15 protein-coding genes are annotated in these 21,524 nt (G+C 68.8%); 5 read left to right on the forward strand and 10 right to left on the reverse strand.

The window, feature by feature from the left end:
* Positions 1 to 57 precede the first annotated feature (57 nt).
* Positions 58 to 2,007: a hypothetical protein gene (locus Q664_RS06680; protein WP_043391094.1), complete on the reverse strand. Its 1,950-nt coding sequence runs from the start codon at positions 2,005 to 2,007 to the stop codon at positions 58 to 60.
* A gap of 165 nt (positions 2,008 to 2,172) precedes the next feature.
* On the opposite strand from Q664_RS06680, the gene Q664_RS06685 reads away from it, so the two are divergent.
* Positions 2,173 to 3,675: an RCC1 domain-containing protein gene (locus Q664_RS06685; protein WP_235216585.1), complete on the forward strand. Its 1,503-nt coding sequence runs from the start codon at positions 2,173 to 2,175 to the stop codon at positions 3,673 to 3,675.
* 40 nt (positions 3,676 to 3,715) lie between these two features.
* On the opposite strand, the gene Q664_RS06690 is transcribed toward Q664_RS06685, so the two are convergent.
* The 3 genes from Q664_RS06690 to Q664_RS06700 all read right to left on the reverse strand — a co-directional run bounded on the left by Q664_RS06690 (position 3,716) and on the right by Q664_RS06700 (position 6,311).
* On the reverse strand, positions 3,716 to 4,711 hold the full coding sequence (locus tag Q664_RS06690) for a DUF1801 domain-containing protein (RefSeq protein ID WP_043391096.1): 996 nt from the start codon (positions 4,709 to 4,711) through the stop codon (positions 3,716 to 3,718).
* A 76-nt stretch (positions 4,712 to 4,787) separates the two neighbouring features.
* A complete protein-coding gene (locus Q664_RS06695; protein ID WP_043391099.1) occupies positions 4,788 to 5,378 on the reverse strand; it encodes a hypothetical protein in 591 nt (196 codons plus the stop codon).
* A 45-nt stretch (positions 5,379 to 5,423) separates the two neighbouring features.
* On the reverse strand, positions 5,424 to 6,311 hold the full coding sequence (locus Q664_RS06700; RefSeq protein WP_052517757.1) for an EamA family transporter: 888 nt from the start codon (positions 6,309 to 6,311) through the stop codon (positions 5,424 to 5,426).
* A 169-nt stretch (positions 6,312 to 6,480) separates the two neighbouring features.
* Here Q664_RS06700 and ycaC point away from each other — a divergent pair, with 169 nt between their 5' ends.
* The gene (ycaC, locus tag Q664_RS06705) at positions 6,481 to 7,128 is read left to right on the forward strand and encodes an isochorismate family cysteine hydrolase YcaC (protein ID WP_043391102.1); all 648 of its coding nucleotides are present in this window, start codon (positions 6,481 to 6,483) and stop codon (positions 7,126 to 7,128) included.
* A gap of 30 nt (positions 7,129 to 7,158) precedes the next feature.
* Here the strand turns inward: ycaC and amaB are convergent, their stop codons facing one another.
* The 3 genes from amaB to Q664_RS06720 are packed head-to-tail and all read right to left on the reverse strand — an operon-like array spanning position 7,159 to position 10,865.
* Positions 7,159 to 8,691 carry an L-piperidine-6-carboxylate dehydrogenase gene (amaB, locus tag Q664_RS06710; protein ID WP_043391104.1) on the reverse strand — a complete coding sequence of 511 codons (1,533 nt, stop codon included), beginning with the start codon at positions 8,689 to 8,691 and terminating at the stop codon, positions 7,159 to 7,161.
* Between the two features lie 13 nt (positions 8,692 to 8,704).
* Positions 8,705 to 9,913: an NAD(P)/FAD-dependent oxidoreductase gene (locus Q664_RS06715; RefSeq protein ID WP_200883672.1), complete on the reverse strand. Its 1,209-nt coding sequence runs from the start codon at positions 9,911 to 9,913 to the stop codon at positions 8,705 to 8,707.
* Position 9,914: 1 nt separating this feature from the next.
* Positions 9,915 to 10,865 carry an ornithine cyclodeaminase family protein gene (locus tag Q664_RS06720; RefSeq protein ID WP_043391107.1) on the reverse strand — a complete coding sequence of 317 codons (951 nt, stop codon included), beginning with the start codon at positions 10,863 to 10,865 and terminating at the stop codon, positions 9,915 to 9,917.
* 263 nt (positions 10,866 to 11,128) lie between these two features.
* On the opposite strand from Q664_RS06720, the gene Q664_RS06725 reads away from it, so the two are divergent.
* The 3 genes from Q664_RS06725 to Q664_RS06740 all read left to right on the forward strand — a co-directional run bounded on the left by Q664_RS06725 (position 11,129) and on the right by Q664_RS06740 (position 16,022).
* On the forward strand, positions 11,129 to 12,001 hold the full coding sequence (locus tag Q664_RS06725) for a DMT family transporter (protein WP_043391111.1): 873 nt from the start codon (positions 11,129 to 11,131) through the stop codon (positions 11,999 to 12,001).
* Between the two features lie 897 nt (positions 12,002 to 12,898).
* Entirely contained in the window at positions 12,899 to 14,365 is a 1,467-nt protein-coding gene (locus tag Q664_RS06735; protein WP_326938674.1) for an FAD-dependent monooxygenase, read from the forward strand.
* A gap of 880 nt (positions 14,366 to 15,245) precedes the next feature.
* Positions 15,246 to 16,022 carry a phospholipase D-like domain-containing protein gene (locus tag Q664_RS06740; RefSeq protein ID WP_160174353.1) on the forward strand — a complete coding sequence of 259 codons (777 nt, stop codon included), beginning with the start codon at positions 15,246 to 15,248 and terminating at the stop codon, positions 16,020 to 16,022.
* 14 nt (positions 16,023 to 16,036) lie between these two features.
* Here the strand turns inward: Q664_RS06740 and Q664_RS06745 are convergent, their stop codons facing one another.
* The 3 genes from Q664_RS06745 to Q664_RS06755 are packed head-to-tail and all read right to left on the reverse strand — an operon-like array spanning position 16,037 to position 21,406.
* Positions 16,037 to 18,142: a M13 family metallopeptidase gene (locus Q664_RS06745; RefSeq protein WP_043391116.1), complete on the reverse strand. Its 2,106-nt coding sequence runs from the start codon at positions 18,140 to 18,142 to the stop codon at positions 16,037 to 16,039.
* A 46-nt stretch (positions 18,143 to 18,188) separates the two neighbouring features.
* Positions 18,189 to 20,801, reverse strand: coding sequence for a hybrid sensor histidine kinase/response regulator (locus Q664_RS51675; protein WP_052517759.1), 2,613 nt, complete (start codon positions 20,799 to 20,801; stop codon positions 18,189 to 18,191).
* A gap of 23 nt (positions 20,802 to 20,824) precedes the next feature.
* Positions 20,825 to 21,406, reverse strand: a complete 582-nt coding sequence (locus tag Q664_RS06755) for an MEDS domain-containing protein (RefSeq protein WP_043391117.1) — start codon at positions 21,404 to 21,406, stop codon at positions 20,825 to 20,827.
* Positions 21,407 to 21,524 lie beyond the last annotated feature (118 nt).

Consider the following 21,524-nt stretch of genomic DNA (forward strand, 5'->3'; position numbering starts at 1 on the left):
CGTCACCCGAGTGGAAGACCCTCACCCTGAGCCTCTCCCAGGGGGAGAGGGAATACCTCAGTCACCGATCTGCAGGGTGCCGGGCGGCGGATTGTTTCCACCGTCCGAGAGGCCGAAGAGCTCCTGGACCACGCGGAACTCGTTGTACGCGGGCGAGCTGGCCAGGATGCTCGAGGCCATGGTGGGGTCGAGCGGATTGCCGTCGTAATCGGACAGCAGGCCACCCAGGCCCATGTGGCCCATGGGCTGCTCGCGAGCCCGCTCCTGCAACTGCTGCATCTGCTCGCGGGTGAGCGTCAGGACCAGGGGCTCATCGCTGTCTCGAGCGGCCTTGGCCTGGGCCTCGTCACCGGTGTACGCGTACACCATGATCTCCCGCATGTTCGGATCATCCGTGTCGAACTTGTACGTGTAGCTCTCGCTGCCCGGGATGAGGTTGCCTTCCTGGTCGAAGCGCTGCGAGATGTTGAGGTCCGGGTGATCGCCCCCGTACACCAGGTCCAGCGAGCGCGTCGTCGTCCCGTCCGGGTGGTGGGTGATGAGCATGTCGCCGGTGTTCGCGGCGCCCTCGGCACTCAGCTCGATGGGGCCGATCTCAAGCCCGAACTCGCTCTGCGACTCATACGTCACCCGCTCCAGGTGCAGGGCGTTGCTCACCCCCGACCCATCCCGCTCCGGCATCCGGCCGGTCTCGCGGAAGGCGTCGTAGGCGTCCTGGCCCTGGGGGTTGGACAGGTCGAACGTGGCCGTGCGCAGCTGGTAGTTGGTGAGGGTGTCGGTGCGGCCGGCGGAGACGGAGACGGGGCCCACGCCCACGCTGATCTTCCCCTCGTTCTCGATGAACTGCTTGGGGCCGGCCGTCACCTGCACGCTATCGCCGTCGCGGCGCATCTCGATCATCATGCCCTCGCCCTCGCGGATGTCGCTGGACATGCCCAGCTCGGCCGCGTGGTAGGAGACGCCCGCCTCCATGGAGGTGCCGGTGAACTGCGACTGCTCGAGGCGCACCGAGCCGCCGTCCGGCAGGGTGTTCGGATCGAGCGGATGGGGCGGAGGGATCTCGCCGCGCCGCATGCGCTCGAAGTCCGCCTCCGACATCCGCACCTCGTACGTCATCTGATTGCCGGCGGAGACGCCCCCGCCCACGGACACGGCCTTGAGCTCCAGCTCACCCGTGGCGGACACGGACGTCTCCGCGTTCATGGTGACGGTGACGTAGCCGTCCTCGCGCTCCACCTCGCTCTCGAGCGAGGAGCTGAACTCCACCTGCACGGGCCCGGGCTGATCCGGGTAGTTCACCGTGACGGGGCCCACCTGGGCGCTGCCGGTGGAGACGTTGTAGTCCCCCGGGTTGGCCGGGTTGGGCAGGTTGTCGGGGACGCTGGGCGGCTGGTCGGCCACCATCATGCGTTGCAGCTCGGGGGACACGTTGGCCGAGGCCAGCGCCTTCGCGCGCTCGGGCGAACCGGGCTCGGTGGCGAACACCTTGGCGGCGGTGGTGCCGGGCATCGTGCCCACCTCGCGATACTGGGGCTGATCGCGCAGGTACGCCTGCATGTCGTCGTAGCTCTTGCCGCTGCTGGGATCGAGCACGCGCTCGCCCTGGCGCACCACCACGTGACCGGTCTGCCCCTCCTGGCCGGCGCGCTGATCCTCCAGGAAGACCAGCTCCGAGCGGGCCTGGAGCTGGGGCGTGCTCTTGGAGATGAAGTCCGCGGCGCGGTCCAGGCAGTTGACGCTGCCGTCCTGGGTGTTCTCGGTGAGGAGCGAGGAGGCCGGGGGGGCGGCGTTGCCATCCAGCTTCAGGGTGTTGCGGGCCGCCTGGGGCTGGAAGCTCGACTGCTGCGACGCGGCGCGCGATGCCTGGGCCGCCGCCTGGGCCGCCGCCTCACGTGCCGCCCGAGCAGCGGCCTCGCGCGCGGCCTGAGCCGCCGCCTCACGCGCAGCCTGGGCCGCGGCCTGTGCGGCCGTGGAGGCTCCCCCACCGTCCATGCGCTTGATGCTCATCTCATCTCCTTGGAAATTCGCTTTCCCCCATTGTCGCCCGGGGGCCCTCGGGGTTGCGTCGCGAAATCGGATTTTTTCGCGATATTCGGGAATGACTCCACGCCTTTGTGCGAAAATCCCCCCAGTTAATCAAGTTTTACTCTTGTTCCAAGTCTGGAGGGCTGTATGCAGCAGCGAGTCGCGGCTGGTTCCCTTCGCTGTGCCCTGTTGAGCGGGTTGCTCGCGCTGATGGCCTGTGGCGGTGCCGGGGTGGAAGGGGCCCCGGACGAGGAGCCGCTGGGCACCCGGCGGGCGGCGATGTGCGCCGGCTCGAGCGTCACCAGCCTGTCCATGGTGGGCATCAGCCAGTACTACGGCGAGCTGGCCGGGAGCGGGAACTGGGCGGTGGCCTACCCCGCCAACGCGATCCGGTTGGAGTACTACCTCGATGGCGTCCTGCGCAGCTACGACGAGCGCCCCGGCGCCTCTGGCGGCTGGAACTTCAGCACCGCGGGGTTGACCTGCGGCCTTCGCACCTTCGAGGTCAAGGCCATCCCCATGGTCATCGACAGTGCGGGCAACCGCACCGTCTGTGTCGACAGTCCCAGGCTGTTCTCCCAGCCCGTCCTCGAGTCCTGCCCCACCGTGTCCGCGGGCAACGCGCACACGCTGGCGTTGAATCGGGAAGGGCTCGTCTGGGCCTGGGGACGCAACGACTCCAGCCAGGTCGGCGATGGGACGACCACCTACCGCTCGTCGCCCGTGCAGGTGACGGGCCTCGGGGAGGTCGTCACCGTGGTGGCAGGTTACTTCCACTCGGTGGCGCTGCGGAAGGATGGCACCGTCTGGACGTGGGGCTCCAATGCGTATGGCGAGCTCGGGGATGGGACGACCACCAACCGCTCGAGGCCCGTGAAGGTGGTGGGCCTGAGCAATGTCGCCGCCATCTCCGCGGGTGGCTACCACTCGATGGCGCTGAAGAAGGACGGCACGGTGTGGACCTGGGGCCGCAACCACTACGGTGAGCTCGGGGATGGAACGCTCACCCAGCGCCCGACGCCCGTGCAGGTGGGGCTCAGCGGCATCACGGCCATCACCGCGGGCGACTGGCACATGCTGGCACGCAAGCAGGACGGCACCGTCTGGGCCTGGGGCAACAACGGTTGGGGCCAGCTCGGGGACGGGACCACCACCCACCGCACGACGCCGGTGCGGGTGCTCGGCCTGAGCGGCGTCACGGCCCTCAGCGCGGGCTTCATCCACTCGGTGGTGCAGCGGCAGGACAACACCTTCTGGAGCTGGGGCTACAACTATTACGGCCAGCTCGGGGACGGGACGCGCACCGATCGGAAGACGCCCGTGCAGGTGGCGGGCCTCGGCGGCGGCATCGCCATCGCCACGGGCTCCGACCACACCCTGGCGAGGAAGCAGGACGGCACCGTCTGGGCGTGGGGCACCAATTACAGCGGCCAGCTCGGGGATGGGACGACCACCCAGCGCCTGACGCCCACGCAGGTGGTGGGCCTCGGCGGTGTCGCCACGGTCGACGGTGGAGCCTTCCACACCGTGGCGCGCAAGCAGGACGGCACCGTGTGGACCTGGGGTGACAACAGTTCGGGCCAGCTCGGGGATGGGACGACCACCCAGCGCCTGACGCCCGTGCGGGTGGTGGGCCTCAACCTTCCGTGAAGGGCCCCTTCAGGACGAGAAGTACCTGGCTCCCCTGCTTCTACGCCAGGTCCTCGAGCACCCTGGACCAGTGCTCGCGCATCGCCTCGCGGGCCTTGGCGTCTGGCAGCTTCTCCATATGCACGTGGAAGGAGACGCCTCGCGCCTTCGGTACCAGCGTGAGCTGCAGTGTCGCGGGTCTCTTCCATCCGTCTGGCTGCCAGGTCATGCGGATGCGCTGCCCGGGCTTCACCACCCGGACCTCGCCGCGTACGCCGGGGACTCCACGGCGCTTGGGAACCTCGTAGCCCGCCCCCGGCTCGAGCGTCAGCGTCGCGCCGGTACCGAGCCATCGCTCCGGCTGTGCCGCAACCCGCTTCCACATGTCCTGGGCACTCACCGGCAGCGTGCGGACGACTCCCACCTGGAAGCCCGTCGTCGCCGTCTCGCCCACGATCCGCTTGCCGCGGGACTGCTCGTACGCCACGGCAATGGACTGCTGCCACCACGAGGACTCCACCTCCCGGGCCAGATGCGCGACGAGCTGCTTGTGGTTCAGCTCCCCTGCCCCCGCCGCGTCCAGCGCTCGCATCCACCCCTTCCAGTCCCGCCCGGTCGCATCCTTCACGGCGCTGTCGGTCACGCGTTCGGTGATGAGCGCCTTCTTCTTGGCCGGGGGTTTCTTCCCGCTCGCGGCAATCTCCGCGAGCCGTGCCTGCACCAGCGTCTTCACCAGCTTCGCCGGGAGCGGCTTGTCGGGCGGGAAGGTCACGCCGCTCTTCGACGTGGCATAGCCGTCCAGCTGCTCCTTCAGCGCCGGCACCACGCTGCCGCTGAAGGGGAAGTAGCCGCAGTGGGTCTTGAAGAAGGCGAAGCCGGCCACGGCCTTCCCGTCCACCTTGAAGGTGGGCATCTGGTAGCTGATGGTTTCGACCGCCCCCGGAAGCAGCTTGCGCAGCTGCATGCGCAGCGCCTCCAACGTCTTCCTCGCCGCCGGGTTCTTCAGTTCCTCCAGGTACGCGTCGATGGGCTGCAACTCTCTTGGTTTCTTCGCCATGGTCTTCGCTTCCCTGTCATGTTTCACCAGGGCCTTTCTCCCCTGCTCCGCCCTGGACCACGCGTACAAGAAACGACTACTCCCAGGAGACGTCGTACACGAAACGGGTGGCGCGCGAGCCGACGTGCTGCAACTCCACCCGTCCCTTGCGATCGCAGCGGAGCAGGAACATCTCGAAGGCGCCCGCGAGCGCCTGCGCGAAGGTGCCCTCCACCAGCAGGACGGGCGGAACGTCCTCCAACCGCATCTCCACCCGGCGGCCCTCGTCCGACGCTCCGAGGGGCTGGTACACGAGCCGCCCGCAGTCGCGGAACGCCTGCTCCCACGCATAGGTGGACCACTTGAGCAGAGCCTGGGGTGTCAGGCCCAGCAGCCGCACCGCGCCGTCGAAGAAGGTCTGCAGCAGCGGATAGGCGGCGATGCGGTCCGCCTGCGTGGAGAGGAACTGGCGGAAGCCGGGCGTGCCCAGCACGGCGTGGAGGGGCTCGGTGAGCTTCATGCTCTCCTCGATGGGAATCCACCCCATCCGGGGAGCGGACTCGAAGAGCGCGAGCGTCTGCTCGGGGACTCGCGACAGCACCCGGTGCCGGGGCTCTGCGGGCAGGGCCCGGGCTCCATCGAGGAGCACCCTGCAGACGAAGCCGCGGATGGCGGGCTGGGAGGGCATGGGTCACATTGTGGCACGGCACGGGTGACCCCGCCTCTTCGCGACTCAGGCCTCCACGGGCAGAGCGACGCGGCGCGCCGTGAGCGCGGTCCCGGCGGACGCGGCGCTCACGAAGACCAGCGCGAGCCACTGGGTCGCGGCGAGCCGCTCCCCCAGGAACACCAGGCCCGCGAGGGCGGCGACCGCGGGCTCCAGGCTCATCAGGATGCCGAAGGTGCGGCTCGAGAGCTCCCGCAGCGCCATCATCTCCAGCGTGTACGGAATCGCACTGGAGAGGAGCGCGACGCCCAGGCCGGCCGCGAACAGCGAAGGCGTCAGGCGGGACGCGAGGCCCTCGGCGAACGCGAAGGGCAGTGCCATCAGTGCGGCGAACACCATGCCCGTCGCGACGCTCTTCCCTCCCGGGAACACCCGGGACAGCCGCCCGCCGAGCACGATGTAGACGGCCCAGCAGGCCCCCGCGAAGAGCGCCAGCAGCACGCCCAGCGGATCGAGCGCACTGGCGTCACCCCGCCATGGGGCGATGAGGGCGATGCCGGCCGCGGCGAGCACCGCCCACAGGAAGTCCAGGGCGCGCCGCGATCCGAACACCGCGATTGACAAGGGCCCCACGAACTCCAGCGTGACGGCCAGTCCCAGCGGGATGCGCTCGAGCGCCTTGTAGAAGCTCAGGTTCATCGCACCGAGCACTACGCCATACGGGATGACCGCGGCCCACTGCGCGCGCGTGAGCCGCGTGAACGGCGGACGGAACACCGCACACAACAGGAGCGCGGACAATCCGATGCGCAGGCTCGCGGTGCCCATCGAGCCGAGCGCGGGGAACAGTTCCTTCGCGAAGGCGGCGCCACCCTGCACGCTCAGGACGGCGAGGAGCACGGCGGGAATGGGGGGCAGGGTCCGGGCGGGACGGACCGGGGGTGCTTCACTCATGCGCGGCACCCTACCCGCTCTCCGGCCCCAACGCCCTCCCCATTGTCCAATGAGTGGAACAGTACTTACCGTTTTCGGTGGCTACCTGGCTGACCGCCGCCTCCGCATACTCCTTCCATCACGACGCGCCGCCACGGCGGCGAATCCACAACCCCGGGGAGAGAGAGTCATGAGCAAGCCCTACAGCCGTCTGGACAGGGACAACGCGGTGGTGTTGATGGTGGACCACCAGGCCGGCCTGCTGTCGCTGGTCCGCGATTTCAACCCGGATCAGTTCAAGAACAACGTGCTGGCCCTGGCCGATCTCGCGGCCTACTTCAAGCTCCCGACCATCCTGACGACCAGCTTCGAGCAGGGTCCCAACGGTCCGTTGATTCCGGAGCTGAAGGAGAAGTTCCCCAATGCGCCGTACATCGCTCGCCCCGGACAGATCAACGCCTGGGACAACGAGGACTTCGTCAAGGCGGTGAAGGCCACCGGACGCAAGCAGCTCCTCATCGCGGGCGTGGTGACCGAGGTCTGCGTTGCCTTCCCCGCGCTGTCGGCCCTCGCCGAGGACTTCGAGGTGTTCGTCGTGACGGATGCCTCGGGCACGTTCAACGAGGTCGTGCGCCACGCCGCCTGGGACCGGATGTCCGCGGCGGGCGCGCAGCTCATGACGTGGTTCGGCGTTGCCTGCGAGCTGCACCGCGACTGGCGCCGTGACATCGAGGGTCTGGGAACGCTGTTCTCGAACCACATTCCCGACTACCGCAACCTGATGACCAGCTACAACGTGCTCAAGGCGGCCAATCCCCTGCCCAAGGCCGTGCCCTGAGCAGGAGCCCTGTTCAGGGGCGCGGGGCGCTCAGAGGTCGAACTTGATGCCCTGCGCCAGCGGCAGCGAGTCCGAGTAGTTGATGGTGTTGGTCTGCCGGCGCATATAGGCCTTCCACGAGTCGGAACCGGACTCGCGGCCACCGCCGGTCTCCTTCTCGCCGCCGAAGGCGCCGCCAATCTCCGCACCGGAGGTGCCGATGTTGACATTGGCGATGCCGCAGTCGGAGCCGGCCGGGGACAGGAACTGCTCGGCCACCTTGAGATCCTGCGTGAACACGGCCGAGGAGAGGCCCTGCGGCACGCCGTTCTGGATGGCGATGGCCTCCTCCAGCGTCCGGTAGGGCAGGACATAGAGGATGGGCGCGAAGGTCTCGGTGCGCACCACCTCGTCGGTGGGCCGGACCCCGGTGATGAGGGTGGGCAGCACGAAGTGGCCGGGGCCGCTCAGCGCCCTGCCGCCACTCACCACGGTGCCGCCAGACGCCCGGGCCTTCTCCACGGCGGCCTCGAAGCGCCGCACGGACTCCGCGTCGATGAGCGGCCCCATGAGGGTGCCGGGCTGGAGCGGGTCGCCGATGCGGGTCTCGACCTGCGCGTAGGCGGCTTTGAGCCTGGCCACGACGTCGTCCACGATGGACTCGTGCACGATGAGCCGGCGCGTGGTGGTGCAACGCTGGCCGGCGGTGCCCACCGCTCCGAACACGATGGCCGGAATCGCCAGCTTCAGGTCCGCGGTGCGGTCCACGATGATGGCGTTGTTGCCACCGAGCTCCAGCAGGCTCCTGCCCATCCGCTGGGCCACGCGCACACCGACCTGCCGGCCCACGGCGGTGGAGCCGGTGAAGCTCACCAGCGCGATGCGCGGGTCGTCCACCAACCGCTGAGCCAGCTCGTTGCCACCGTCGTTGAGGAGGAAGAACACCTCCGGGAAGCCGCCCGCCTTCAGCGCCTCGTTACAGATGCGCGTGGCGGCGATGGCCGTCAGGGGCGTCTTGGGCGAGGGCTTCCAGAGGGAGATGTTGCCGCAGACGGCGGCGATGAACGCGTTCCAGGCCCACACCGCGACCGGGAAGTTGAAGGCGCTGATGATGCCCACCAGGCCCAGGGGATGCCACTGCTCGTACATGCGGTGGCCGGGGCGCTCGGAGTGCATGGACAGGCCGTACAGCATGCGCGACTGGCCCACCGCGAAGTCGGCGATGTCGATCATCTCCTGCACTTCGCCGTCACCCTCGGCCTTGATCTTCCCCATCTCCAGCGAGACCAGCGAGCCGAGCGCGTCCTTGTGCCGACGCAGCGCCTCGCCACACAGGCGGATGGCCTCGCCGCGCCGGGGGGCGGGTGTCGCGCGCCACGCGGCGAAGGTCTGCGCCGCCCTGCGCACGAGGGTTTCGTAATCCTCCGCGCTGGCCGAGGACACGCGGGCGAGGTGCTGGCCGTTGCTCGGATTGACGACCTGGATGTCTGCGTCCTGGGAGGCGCCGGACCACTCGCCGTTGCCGAGGTAGGAGCCGGGGTTGCGCTCGGACAGGCCGAGCATGTCGAGGAGGGCGTGGGTCATGGATGTGTAGATATCAGCCGATCACGTTGGATTCGAGCACCCGGCGGCCCTCGGCGAGCCGCCCGACCGAGAGCGGGGACAGGTCGAGCGTGCGGAACCCGCCGTACAGCAGGAGCTCGGCGAGCCCGCGGCCGGCGGCGGGAGCCTGCTGCACGCCGTGCCCGGAGAAGCCGGTGGCGCACCACAGGTTCGCGAAGCCGGGATGGAGGCCCAGCAGCGCGTTGTGGTCGAACAGGTTCATCTCGTAGTAGCCGGCCCAGGCGCGCTCGACACGCACCGACTCGAAGGCCGGGACACGGTGAGCGAGCGCCGCCCACGCGGTCTCGTCGAACTCGGCCAGGTTGGGCTCGAGCGGCAGGTCGTCGGTATCGGGGTTCGGGGTGGTCCCGAAGATGAAGTGCCGGCCCTCGGGCCGGAACCAGAATCCCGCCGGGTCGACGACCAGCGGGCATCCGGGCACGGGGGTCGGGCAGGACAGCACGAAGACCGTCCGCCGCCGGGCATGAACCGGCAGCTCGATGCCAGCCGCTGCCGCCAGGCGCCTCGACCAGGGGCCCGCCGCGTTGACCGCCTGACCGCAGACGACCCTGCGGCCGTCAGCCAGATGCAGCGCGGCGACCCGCCTCGAATCCGGCGAGGCCCCGGGCGCGGTGGGCGCGAATTCGAAGGCGGACACCTCGGCCCGCACCAGCCGGGCGCCCTGGGCGCGCGCCGAACGCAGTATCGCCGAGTGCAGTGCCGGGCCGTCGAACCATCCCTCGACACCAGCACCCAGCGCGCCGAGCGCGAGATCGGCGGTGTTCAGCCAGGCGAAGCGCGCGGCGAGCGCCTCCGGCCCGAGCAGCTCGATGCGGGCGCCATGAGCGTGCTGGATGGCATTCTGGGCGCGCATCGCCTCGGCCTGCGCCGGCAAAGCCAGGAACAGGTAGCCGGGCAGGGTCAGGCCAATCTCCACCTCCTCCCCCTCGACGGCGAGCAGGGAGCGGGCGCCGCTCAGGAACTCCAGACCGAACTGCGACATCTGGATGTTGATCGGAGTGCTGAACTGCTGGCGGATCGAGCTGGCCGAGAGCTGCGAGGAGGAAGACCCGAATCCGGTATCCCGCTCGAGCAGCACGACCGAGAGCGTGGGGTCCAGACGGGTCAGCCACCAGGCGATCGAGGAACCGGCGATGCCGGCCCCGACGATGGCGACATCCGCGCGCAGGTCTTCGGTCCCCACATCAACCCCCGTCCGTGTTCGGAGTGGCGTGCCGTTCGGCCATGGCCGCGCTGTAGACCAGGTGCGCCGCGACCGCGTCCTCGACCGCCTGACCCAGCGCCTTGAAGATCACCGTGCGGCCGGCGTCCGGGGCAGGTGCCCTCCCACCGAGGATCTCACCGATCTCGGCGTGGATGAGAGCGCCGGAGTGGATGACATCGCCGGCCTCGTGCTGGGCGGCGTGGCGGCTGTCCGCGACCACCAGGTTGCGCATGGCCTCGTCGTCGAGCTCCCTCCAGTTGGGGCGAGGCGCGCCGATCGCCGCCACGAAGGCACCCGGTTTGAGCCAGGCGCCGCGCAGCACGGGTTCGGTCGCGTTGGTGACGGTGCAGACGATGTCGGCGCCTCGCACCGCCTCCTCGGCGGTTGCACAGGCACGGCCGTCGACCTCGGCGGCGCAGCGCGCGACGTTGTCCGGATTGCGGCTCCAGATGCGGAGCTCCGAGACCGGCCGCACCGCGCGCAGAGCGAGCGCATGGCTGCGAGCCAGTGCGCCGCTGCCCAGCATCGCCACCACCTTGGGGCCTGGCGAGGTCAGCGCGTCGACAGCCACGGCGGAGACGGCGGCGGTACGCAGCTCGGTGATCCACGTGCCGTCCATGACGGCCAGGGTCCGGCCGGTATGCGGATCCATCAGGACGATGGTGGCGAGCAGGGTCGGAAGTCCCCGCGCCGGGTTGCCCGGATACAGCGTGATCAGCTTGGTGGCGAGCGCCTCGCCCGTCATCGCCGGCTTGAGGAAGAGCATGCCTTCGACCTGAGGCAATTCCATCACGCTGCGAAGCGGCTGCAGGACACGGCCTTCGGACAGATCGATCAGCGCGCGGCGCATCCCCTCGAGCAGCTTGCCCAGGGGCAGCAGCCGACGCACCGAGGCATCGTCCAGGTACAGGGTCGGGAGGTGGGGCGTCATGCCGCGCAGGGTACCGCATCCCGATACGCCGCCACACCTTCTGCTCCCGGCCAGGCCAGCGGGAGTAAATTCTTTCAGGGGTACTCTTGCAGCAATGCACGGGGCGCCTTCCGGTCGCGCGGCGTGCCAACTGGTCCAACAGTCGGACCAGTTGCTCCCCATCGCCGCCGGAGCCTCTCCCCCTGACAGGACTTCCTCCTCTTGGCTGAGCGGACTTCTTTACTCCCGCCATGCCCCAAGCTGCTCTCGCCTAGACTGCCCGGATGAAGCACCGTACCGCCCTCCTCGCCTTGCACCTGGGCGCCCTGCTCTTCGGCCTGTCCGGCATCTTCGGCAAGCTGGCGCTGGCCGCGCCGCTGGTGATCGTGTTCGGCCGCGCCCTGTTCGCCGTCATCGTCCTGGCTCCGCTGACCCGCTTCGGCGAACCGGCGGCGCCGCTGAGCTGGCGGCGTCGTCTGGCCCTGGCCGGAGCCGGCCTGCTGCTGGGCGGCCACTGGTGGGCCTTCTTCATCGCGGTGAAGGTGTCCGGCGTGGCCGTGGCCACCCTGGGCTTCGCCAGCTTCCCGGCCTTCACCGTGCTGCTCGAGGGCCTGCTGTTCCGCGAACGGGTGCGCGCGGCCGAATGGGGCGTGGTGGCCCTGGTCAGCGCTGGACTGATGCTGGTCACCCCGCATTTCGACCTGGGCAGCGACGCCACCTTGGGGCTGGCCTGGGCGGTGTTCTCCGGCCTGCTGTTCGCCATGGTCTCGGTGTCCAACCGGGCCACCACCGCTGGGGTCAAACCGGCCCAGGCGGCGCTCTGGCAGAACCTGGCCATCGCGCTCGCCGGCCTGCCGCTGGCCTGGGTGGCGCTTCCCGAGGTGCGCCCGCTGGACTGGTTGTGGATCGCCCTGCTCGGCCTGCTCTGCACGGCCCTGGCGCACAGCCTGTTCGTCGCCAGCCTGTGCGTGCTCAACGCGCGCAGCGCCTCGGTGGTGTTCGCCCTGGAGCCGGTCTATGGGATCGCCTTCGCCTGGTGGTTGTTCAACGAGCAGCCCAACCCGCGCATGCTCTTCGGCGGCGCGCTGATCCTGTTGGCCACGGTGATCTCGGCGCGCCTGAGCAAGCGCGCCCCCAGCCCCGAGGATCTCGGTTGACCAGCCCGATGGGGGTGCTCGTCTAGCTTGGCGCTTGGCTTTCCCTCGCGCTCCCCCGGGTGCGGCGCAGGTAGTCGACGAGGGCGCGGAGCCCGGCCGAGGCATGCCGTCGCTGTGGGTAGTACAGGTAGTAGCCCGGGAAGGGGCGTGCAGAACGCTTCCAGCACCGGCACGAGCTCCCCACGCGCCACGTCGTCGCGCACGCGGTACTCGGGGGACATGGTCAGCCCCACGCCCGCGCGCACGAGGCGGAGGTTGAACAGCTCGAATGTCGTGAGTTGAGAAGGCATGCCCTCGGAGGCAGATGCCTCCGAGGGCAGCGGTCGCGGCTCACTTTGCTGCGGGCACGCTGTCGTCCTGCACTTCTGGGAGGCCTCCTTCACCGTCCAGGAAGTGGATCAGTGAGTCAGCACGGCTGATTCGTATGGGCCACCCAGCCTGAGCTCTCACAGGTGAACTGGTAGCCTGCGTACGAGCAGACAATCATGCCGCAATAGGTCGACGAGGGCGGAATTGGTTTGTGATCCTGGTCGTAGCCGTAGTAGCAGGTGCACGTTACGGCTTGGTCCATTGAGGCGAGGGAGTCTTGCGAGAAGTCCTCCGCCTCGCTCGTGCCGCCACAACCCGTGGTGAGCAGGGTCAGGGACAATACTCCAGTGACAAGGCGCCGCATCTTCGAGGTAGTGAGGTGCCGCGTCTGTTGAGTCGCTCCGCGCATGTCTGATCTCCGATGGGGATGATGGCAGTGACCCTGAACGGGTCCCCGTGGCGAGCTGATGGGTCACACCCTCAGCCAGCGCTCCGAGTTGGCTGCATACAAGCAGGTTTCCGGAGCGGAGCCAATCGGGTCCATGACGGATGCCGGCTGAAGGCCGGGCCAGCGTAGACCGCGCGGCCATGACCATGACCCAGCATGCAGTGGTGATCGTCGGAGGCGGACCGACGGGGATGATGTTGGCGGCCGAGCTCGCGTTGGCGAAGGTCGACGTCGCGATCGTCGAGCGGCGCGAGACCCAGGACCTCGACGGCGCGCGCTCACGCGGCCTGCACGCACGCACCATCGAGGTGCTCGATCAGCGTGGAGTCGTGGAGCGGTTCCTCTCGCAGGGGCAGGTGGCGCAGGTCGCGGGGTTCGCGTGGATCCCGCTGAGCATCAGCGACTTTCCCAGCCGGCATCCCTACGGGCTCGGCCTCGAGCAGAAGGAGTTCGAGCGCATCCTGGCCGGCTGGGTCAACGAGCTGGGAGTGCGCATCTACCGCGGACGGGAAGTGACCGGGTTCGCACAGGACGACAGCGGCGTCGACATCACGCTCTCCGGCGGTCCGTCGCTCCGGGCCGGATATCTCGTCGGATGCGACGGCGGACGCAGCGTGATCCGGAAGGCAGCCGGCATCGAGTTCACCGGATGGGATCCGACCGTGAGCTGTCTGATCGCCGAAGTCCAGATGACCCAGGAGCCGGCTTGGGGGATGCGCCGCGATGCCATCGGCGTCCATGCCTTCGCCAGGTTGGAGGGCCGGGTGGGGGTGATGGTGACCGAGCGGCAGATCGGCCCCCGCGGCCAACCGGCGCTGCGCGAGCTCAGCGACGCGCTCGTCGCCGTCTACGGGACCGACTACGGGATCCACAGCCCCAACTGGATCTCCCGGTTCACCGACCTGACCCGGCAGGCCGCGGCCTACCGCGACCGGCGCGTTCTGCTGGCCGGCGATTCCGCGCACGTTCACTTCCCCGTGGGCGGGCAGGGCCTCAACCTCGGCGTGCAGGACGCGGTGAACCTGGGGTGGAAGCTGGCCCAGGTGGTCAAGCGAACCTCGCCCGACAGTCTCCTCGATTCGTACCAGCTCGAGCGCCACCCGGTCGCGGCACGCGTGCTGCGCAACACGATGGCGTCCCTCGCGCTTCTTCGCTCGGACGACCGCGTCGAGGCGTTGCGAGAAACCCTCGCCGAGCTGCTCCGGATGGACGAACCCCGCAGGCGAATCGCCGGAATGATGTCGGGTCTGGATATCCGCTACGACCTCGGCGAGGGGCACCCGCTGCTCGGACGCCGCATGCCGGATCTCGACCTCGTCACCGCGAACGGCCCACGGCGCGTCTTCACGCTGCTGCACGAAGCCCGGCCCATTCTGCTCAACCTCGGTGAGCCCGGCGGCTTCGAGATCGCTCCCTGGGCGAATCGGGTGCGCATCGTCGACGCTCGATACAGTGGCCCCTGGGAACTTCCTGTCCTCGGGGCGGTCACCGCGCCCGCCGCCGTGTTGATTCGGCCCGACGGCCATGTGGCCTGGGTGGGAGACCGGACCCAGCTCGGGCTCACGGACGCGCTCACCCGATGGTTCGGGCCGCCTGCCGCGGCGTAGCTCGGAGGACGATTCGCCTGTTCTCAACAACGGGATGTGCGGGAAACCGGTTCTCTCATACCTGTGGGTGATGGTCGCCGCACCGGGTGCTCCACATCCTCCAGGCTCGATATCTCAGCCACCGGAGCTTCGAGCAGCCCGACAAGCACTGAGCGCCAGCGGCCAGCGAGGGTTCCATCCATGAGACGGCGAGAGAAGAATGGAGCGATCTCGGTCCATGCGATCGCGGGCAGCTACGTTGTCCTGCTGGGGTTCGACGCCACGCCCGAAGCCCGCCGGGGGCTGCTGGGCTTCTCGGTGAGACGCACCGATCACACCGAGGGAGAGATGGTGTGGCTCAGGGGCTTCCGGCATTTCGAGCACGAGGCCTCCCGCTTCCATCCGGGGATGAGCCCGAGCACCTGGGAGGCGCCGATCCAGGCGTTCCTCTGGGGTGACTACACGGCCCGGCCGGAGCACGACTACAGCTACGAGGTCTTTCCCGTCTACGGCGGGCCCGGCCAGCTCGAGCATGGCCCCTCGGTGACGGTGAGGCTCTCGACCGAGAGCTGCACCGAGGGCAACCACGCGGTGTTCTTCAATCGTGGAGTGGCGGCCTCGCAGGCCTACGTGCAGAGATTCCACAACCTCCCACCGCAGCAGGTGGGAGAGCCGGCCTACCGCTGGCTGGCGCGCGGGCTGGATCAGGCGATGATCCGCTTCCTGCGCCAGGCGCGGGGAAAGGGCTGGGCCCTCTACGCCTCGGTCTACGAGTTCTCCTACCTGCCCATCCTCCAGGAGTTCCGGGCGGCGCACGAGCGGGGGGTCGAGGTTCGCATCGTCTACGACGCCAAACATCACCGAGGGGGGCATCTTCGGGCACTCCAACGTGGGGCACCAGGTGCGGGACCCCGAGGTCGCCAGGCGCTACCTGGAGTACTGGCAACAGCTCGCGGGAGATCCCCATGCCGAGCAACTCCGGGGCTGGAACGACGCTCATCCTCCGTTGCGGGAGGTGGGGCAGCCTGGGATTTCCACGGTCTTCAGCCCCCGGAGCCCGCTCGAGGCCCTGGAGTGGTACGCCCACGTCCTGGAGAAAGCCCGGACGAGCGTCTTCCTCACCGCGGCCTTCGGCCTCAACCGGCTCTTCCAGGAGGTCTTCTCGCAGCCTCGCCCCTATTTGCGCTACCTGCTCCTGGACACGCCCGGCAAGGGCATCGATCTCATCGTGCGCCACCCGGGGAATCAGGTGTGTGTCGGGGACCTGCTGGATCAGAACGAGATCGACGCGTGGTTCCTCCGCACGTGGCACGCCGAGCAGCTCACGGGGTTGAACAAGCACGTCCAGTACGTCCACACGAAGTACATGCTCGTCGATCCACTGGGGGACTCCCCGCTCCTCATCTCCGGCTCGGCCAACTTCAGCGACAACTCGACGAGGAACAACGACGAGAACATGCTGATCATCCAGGGCGACTCCCGGGTGGTGGACCTCTACCTGACGGAGTTCATGCGCCTCTTCACGCACTTCCGCTTCCGGGGAACCGAGCTCGGCGCCCCGGCCAGCTCGAGGACGGGACGGCTCATCTCCCCCTACCTCGCGCCGGATGACTCCTGGTCGCTCCCCTTCTACGAGCAGGACAGCCCCAAGCAGAAGGAGCGCCTCCTCTTCGCCTGAGCGCCCCCCTGCCCCTACCAGATGCGCACGCGCTGCTCGGGCGTGAGGTAGAGCGTCTGCCCGGGCGTGGCCCCGAAGGACTGGTACCAGGCGTCGATGTTGCGCACCGTCGAGGCGCGGTACTCGCCCGGCGAGTGCCCATCCGTCATCAGGATGCGGCGCAGGTACGGCTCGCGGTACTTGTTGCGCCAGATCTGCCCGAAGCCGAGGAAGAAGCGCTGATCGCCGGAGAAGCCCTCGAGCACCGGCGCCGGCTTGTCACCCAGCGACAGCCGGTAGCCGTCGAGGGCGATCGCCACCCCGGCGATATCGGCGATGTTCTCCCCCAGGGTCAGCTCGCCATTGACCGTGAGGTCCGGCAGCGGGCGGTAGGCGTTGTATTGCGCGACGAGCGCCTGGCTGGCGGCCTTGAACTTCTCCGCGTCCTCCTTCGTCCACCAGTTGGCCAGCTTGCCCCGGGCGTCGAACTGCGCGCCCACGTCGTCGAAGCTGTGCACGATCTCATGCCCGATGACGCTGCCGATGCCACCGTAGTTCACCGCCGGATCGGCGTTCGGGTCGAAGAAGGGCGGCTGCAGGATGGCCGCGGGGAAGATGATGGAGTTCTGCTGCGGCGAGTTCAACGCGTTCACCAGTTGCGGCGGCATGAACCACTCCGACCGGTCCACCGGCTTGCCCAGCTTGGCCAGGTTGCGCCGGTACTCGAAGCGCGAGGCGCGCTCGGCGTTGCCGTAGGCATCTCCCCGTACGATCTCCAGCCCCGAGTAGTCCCGCCACTTCGCCGGGTGGCCGATGCCCACCTGGAGCGTGCCCAGCTTCTCCTTCGCGCGCGCCTTCGTCTCCGGGGACATCCACGCCAGTGAGTCGATGCGCTGGCCGAACGCCTTGACGATGTTGCGCACCATCTTGTCGGCCTCCGCCTTGGCCTCCGGCGGGAAGTACTTCTCCACGTACAGCTTGCCGATCGCCTCCCCCATCGCGAAGCTGGTGACGCCGACCCCGCGCTTCCAGCGCTCGCTCAGCTGCTGCGCTCCGGTGAGCACGCGGCCGGTGAACGCGAAGCTCTCGTCCACGAAGGCCTTGGGCAGGAAGGGCGCGGCGCGCTCGATGGCGTGGAAGGTCAGGTAGTCCTTCCAGGTCTGCACGGGCTCGCTGCCCACGAGCTTCGAGATTCCCGTCAGCGCGCTCGGCTGCCAGATGATGAATTCCTTCTGCTGCGCGAGTCCCGCGGCCTCGAGGTACGCGTCCCAGTCGAGGCCCGGTGCGCGCGTGGCGAGCTCGCTCCGGGGCCAGGGGTTGTTCACCTTGGCCACGTCCTGCGTGTCCACCTGGTTCCAGTGAACCCGGGCGATCTCCCGCTCGAGCTCGACGATGCGCTTCGCCCGGGCCTCCGCATCGGAGATGCCCGCCAGTCCCAGCATGGCGGCGATGTGCTGCTGGTACTTCTGGCGCACCTCCGTGAACCGCGCGTTGTCCACGAGGTAGTAGTCGCGATCCGGCAGACCCAGGCCGCCCTGCAGCAGGTAGGCGGCGTAGCGGGACGGATCGTTCAGGTCCTCTGTCACCCAGAGGCCGAGGAGCCGGTCCGTGGAGACATCCGCCGTGTTGAGCGCGTCGACGTCGGCGCGCAGCGTGTCCCCGAGGGCCGCGGACAGCTCCTTCCGGGTGGTGATGGCGGCGATGCGCTCGAGCTCGGGCTGGAGCGGTGCCAGCCCCTTCGCCTCGATGCCCGCCTCGTCCATGAAGCTGGCGAAGAGATCACCCAGCTTGCGCACCTCGCTGCCCGCGGGGGCGTTGGCGCTCGCGGCCTCCTCGATCAGGCCACGGGTGCGGCGGCTCGCCTCTTCCGCCAACTTCGTGAACATGCCGTAGCTGGAGCGGTCCGCGGGGATCTCCGCCTTCTCGAGCCACGTGCCATTGACGTAGCGGTAGAAGTTGTCGCCAGGCGCCACGGCCGTGTTCATTCCGGCGGTGTCGACACCGAAGCTGCCATGGGTGGGAGGCGCGGCGGCCTTCTTGTCCATGGGTGCGGAGGTGACACACGCGGCGAGCAACGCGGATGCACTGGCCGTGAGCACCACGCGCGCGGCACCCGGGATACGTCGGTTCTGGGAGGTCATAGGGGCCCTTGAAAAAGGTCGGCGCCCCAACAGCGAAGCCCCGCGCTTAATCCCGAACTTCGGCCTCCACGGGCGTCTGGGCCAGCTCCCGGAGGATGCGGAGCAGTTGACCGGGCTGGATGGGCTTCACCAGGTGGAGGTCGAAACCCGCCGCATGCGCGCGGTGGCGGTCCGAGTCCTGTCCGTACCCCGTGATGGCCACCAGCTTGATGCCCTTCAGGGAGGGCTCCTGGCGCAGCCTCGACGCGAGCTCGTAGCCATCCATCACCGGAAGGCCCACATCCAGCAGCGCGATGTGGGGCCGGAACGCGCTGGCCGCCTCGAGCCCACCCGGTCCATCCAGGGCCATCCGCGTGACATACCCCTTCGAGCCCAGGAACTCGGTGAGCAGCTCGACCGAGTCTCGGTTGTCATCCACCAGGAGCAGCCGCAGGGAGCCCGGGTCTTCCTGGACGGAGGGCACCTCGGAGGGAGGGCTCCGGTCCTCGCCCTCGGTGCCGTCATGCCGCGGCGCGGCGAGCGGCAGGCGGACCACGAACTCACTCCCACGGCCCAGGCCCTCGCTGTGGACCGAGACGGTGCCCCCATGCAGCTCGACCAGACTGCGGACGATGGCCAGGCCCAGGCCGAGCCCTCCCTGGGACCGATCGATGGACCGGCCCTCCTGGACGAACATGTCGAAGATCCGCGGGAGGATGTTGGGCGCGATGCCCGCGCCATTGTCCCGGACCCGCACCACGGCCTGCTCCCCCTCCCCCTCCGCGGTGACGGTGATGCGGCCACCGGGATCCGTGTACTTCGCCGCGTTGTTGAGCAGATTCGCCAGCACCTGGGCGAGCCGGGCCGGATCCCCATCCACGACGAGCGGACCGGCCGGCGGGGGCATCTCCAGGAAGTGCGCGCGCTGCTCCAACAAGGGGCCCGCCATCTCGGCGGCCTTGAGCAGCACGGCCGTGAGATCGATGCGCCCCCGCTTGAGCTGCACCTTTCCCCGGGTGATGCGCGAGACGTCGAGCAGATCATCGACGAGCCGGGTGAGGTGCTCGACCTGGCGCTCGATGATGGTCCGCTCCCGCTCGAAGGAAGCGCCGTCCTTCAACCGCATCAACTGGAGGGCCGTGACCATGGGCGAGAGCGGATTGCGCAGCTCATGGCCGAGCATCGCGAGGAATTCGTCCTTGCGGCGGTCCGCCTGGCGCGCCTCCTGGTAGAGGCGGGCATTGTCGAGCGCCACGCCCGCGCGCAGCCCCAGCTCCTCGATGAGCTCCAGGGCCTCGGGGTCGTAGCGGCCCACCTCCTCGGCGCCCAGGACGATGGCACCGAGCACCCGGCCTCGTGCCGCGATCGGCGCCAGGACCGAGTTGTTCGTGATGCAGGAGCGCGGCTCGCTCCACGTCGACAGCAGCGAGAGTCCCAGCTCCCGCGCGAGCCCGGCCTTCACCCGCTCGCGGTGGATGGACAGCGTCTTCGTCTCGTCGGTGCCCGAGACGGTGCGCTCCACCATCTGGATGACGGCCCAGTCGGCGAAACGGGGCACCAGGAGGTTGGCCACCCAGGTGAGGGCCGCCTCCAGATCCAACGACGAGCCGAGCATCGCGCTCGCTTCCGACAGGAGATCCGCCCGCTGCTGCCGTGCCTCCGCCATGAGCCGGGCCCGCCGCTCGGCCTCGAGCAACCGGGCGCGATCACACGCCTGGGCCGCCTGATGGGCCAGGGCCTGGATGAAGGCGCGCTCGTCATTCTCGAAGGGCCGTGGCTCGGGGAAGTTGAAGCCGAGCGCACCCAGGCACCGGCCATCGACCAGCAGGGGCACGGTGGCATAGCAGAGCGGACGGCCCCGATAGTCATTGCCGAAGATGCCCCGCTGCTGACGGAAGGCCTTCGCGAGCGGCAGCTCGGCCTCCACCGGAATGTGCGCGTAGTCGCGCAGCACCGACTCGGGGTAGCCCACGGCGCGGATCAGCCGCAGCCCGCCCCCGGTCCCGTCGGCCAGGTACATGCTCCCCGCGTGGGCGCCCATGGCGTCCAATCCCCAGGAGAGGATGACGTCCGCCACCTGGGTGAAGGTGTGCGCCCGCGAGAGCCCATCCGAGACGGAGTGGAGCATCGACAGCACGGAGTTCACGCGCTGGAGACGGCCCCGCTCCTCGGCGAGCCGCTGCCGCGCCCGTGCCTCCCGGCTCGACTGCAGTGCCAGCGCGGCCTGGTTGGCGATCAACTGCAGCAGGTGCCGCTCGTGCGGCGTGGGGAAGTTCTCCCGCCACGAGCCGACGACGATCCTCCCGGGCTCTCCCAGGGGCGTGGCCGCGGCCAGGCGGACCGTGGTCCGGCCAAGGATGTTCGGCCGTGGCAGCACGAAGGCCGGCGGCGAGCCCGGGCTCATCGCCCCCTCACCCGCGGCCAGGAGCGCCTCGCGGTCCAGATCCGGAGGGAAACAGCAGTCGAGTGGCCCCTCCGTCCCCTGGAGCTTCAGGAGCGCGACGTCCAGACGCAGCCGGGAGACGAGGAGCTCGAGGGTGCTCCGGGCGAACTCCGCTGGCTCCCTGCCCTGCCAGGCGGAGGACAGCTCGAACAGGGCGAACAGGTCATTGACCTGCCGGCGAAGCGCGAGTGCTCCTTTTTCAGCGAGCTCCGACAGGCGGGAGTGGGTGCGCTCCATGACCAAGGGAAGGACTTCCTCGCTCAGGAGCGCGACTGGACGTAGTACGGATTCTCGTGGACCACGCCATCGACGAGGGCGTAGGGATGGGCCCGGAGGACGTCCATGACGGCCGAGCCGCTGAAGCGGTTGAGATCGTAGACGCAGATGGCGGGCTGCCGCAGCTGGTTGAGCAGGTGGTTGACGCGGAATTCGTAATCGATGAAGCGCTCCACCCCGGGCTGCTCCTCGAGGGCCCATTCCATGTGGCCCATCATGCGCACACGGGAGAAGCCCTCGGCCCGGCTCGTCATCACCGCCTCCTCGAGGAGCGCCATCATCGAGTCTCCGTCGAACCGGCCCTCCTTGAGATAGGCATCGTTCCACCCCATCACCTCGAGCTGCCCCGTCCTCATGCAGTCATCGGTGGGGACGCCCATCTGCTCCAGGTGCTGGAGGTGATCATGTTTCAGGTGGGGATCGCAGATGTGGATCGCCTTCTCTCCCGCGTCGATCCCCTCGCGGATATAGGAGCGGAGCACCTCGTATTCTTCCTCGCGCGAGCGGAAGAACGCGGCGATATGGAAATGCTCGAGCTTCCTTCCCGCGATGGTCACATCCCCCATGTGGCCGTCCTCCTGATCAGGATCAACAGACTGCCGCCGGCCGCGAACCCCCAGCCGGCGCCTCGCACCGAGGCGGAGCCGTCACATGAGAAAATACTACCGTCCTGAAGGATTCGTT

Origin of the sequence: Archangium violaceum Cb vi76 (assembly GCF_000733295.1) — a bacterium.
Lineage (GTDB): Bacteria > Myxococcota > Myxococcia > Myxococcales > Myxococcaceae > Archangium > Archangium violaceum.

Bases quoted from the DNA above. Each gene is read 5' to 3' on its own strand.
- Q664_RS06680 (WP_043391094.1), bottom strand. From the start codon at position 2,007: ATGAGCATCAAGCGCATGGACGGTGGGGGAGCCTCCACGGCCGCACAG.
- Q664_RS06685 (WP_235216585.1), top strand. From the start codon at position 2,173: ATGCAGCAGCGAGTCGCGGCTGGTTCCCTTCGCTGTGCCCTGTTGAGC.
- Q664_RS06690 (WP_043391096.1), bottom strand. From the start codon at position 4,711: ATGGCGAAGAAACCAAGAGAGTTGCAGCCCATCGACGCGTACCTGGAG.
- Q664_RS06695 (WP_043391099.1), bottom strand. From the start codon at position 5,378: ATGCCCTCCCAGCCCGCCATCCGCGGCTTCGTCTGCAGGGTGCTCCTC.
- Q664_RS06700 (WP_052517757.1), bottom strand. From the start codon at position 6,311: ATGAGTGAAGCACCCCCGGTCCGTCCCGCCCGGACCCTGCCCCCCATT.
- ycaC (WP_043391102.1), top strand. From the start codon at position 6,481: ATGAGCAAGCCCTACAGCCGTCTGGACAGGGACAACGCGGTGGTGTTG.
- amaB (WP_043391104.1), bottom strand. From the start codon at position 8,691: ATGACCCACGCCCTCCTCGACATGCTCGGCCTGTCCGAGCGCAACCCC.
- Q664_RS06720 (WP_043391107.1), bottom strand. From the start codon at position 10,865: ATGACGCCCCACCTCCCGACCCTGTACCTGGACGATGCCTCGGTGCGT.
- Q664_RS06725 (WP_043391111.1), top strand. From the start codon at position 11,129: ATGAAGCACCGTACCGCCCTCCTCGCCTTGCACCTGGGCGCCCTGCTC.
- Q664_RS06735 (WP_326938674.1), top strand. From the start codon at position 12,899: ATGACCATGACCCAGCATGCAGTGGTGATCGTCGGAGGCGGACCGACG.
- Q664_RS06745 (WP_043391116.1), bottom strand. From the start codon at position 18,142: ATGACCTCCCAGAACCGACGTATCCCGGGTGCCGCGCGCGTGGTGCTC.
- Q664_RS51675 (WP_052517759.1), bottom strand. From the start codon at position 20,801: ATGGAGCGCACCCACTCCCGCCTGTCGGAGCTCGCTGAAAAAGGAGCA.
- Q664_RS06755 (WP_043391117.1), bottom strand. From the start codon at position 21,406: ATGGGGGATGTGACCATCGCGGGAAGGAAGCTCGAGCATTTCCATATC.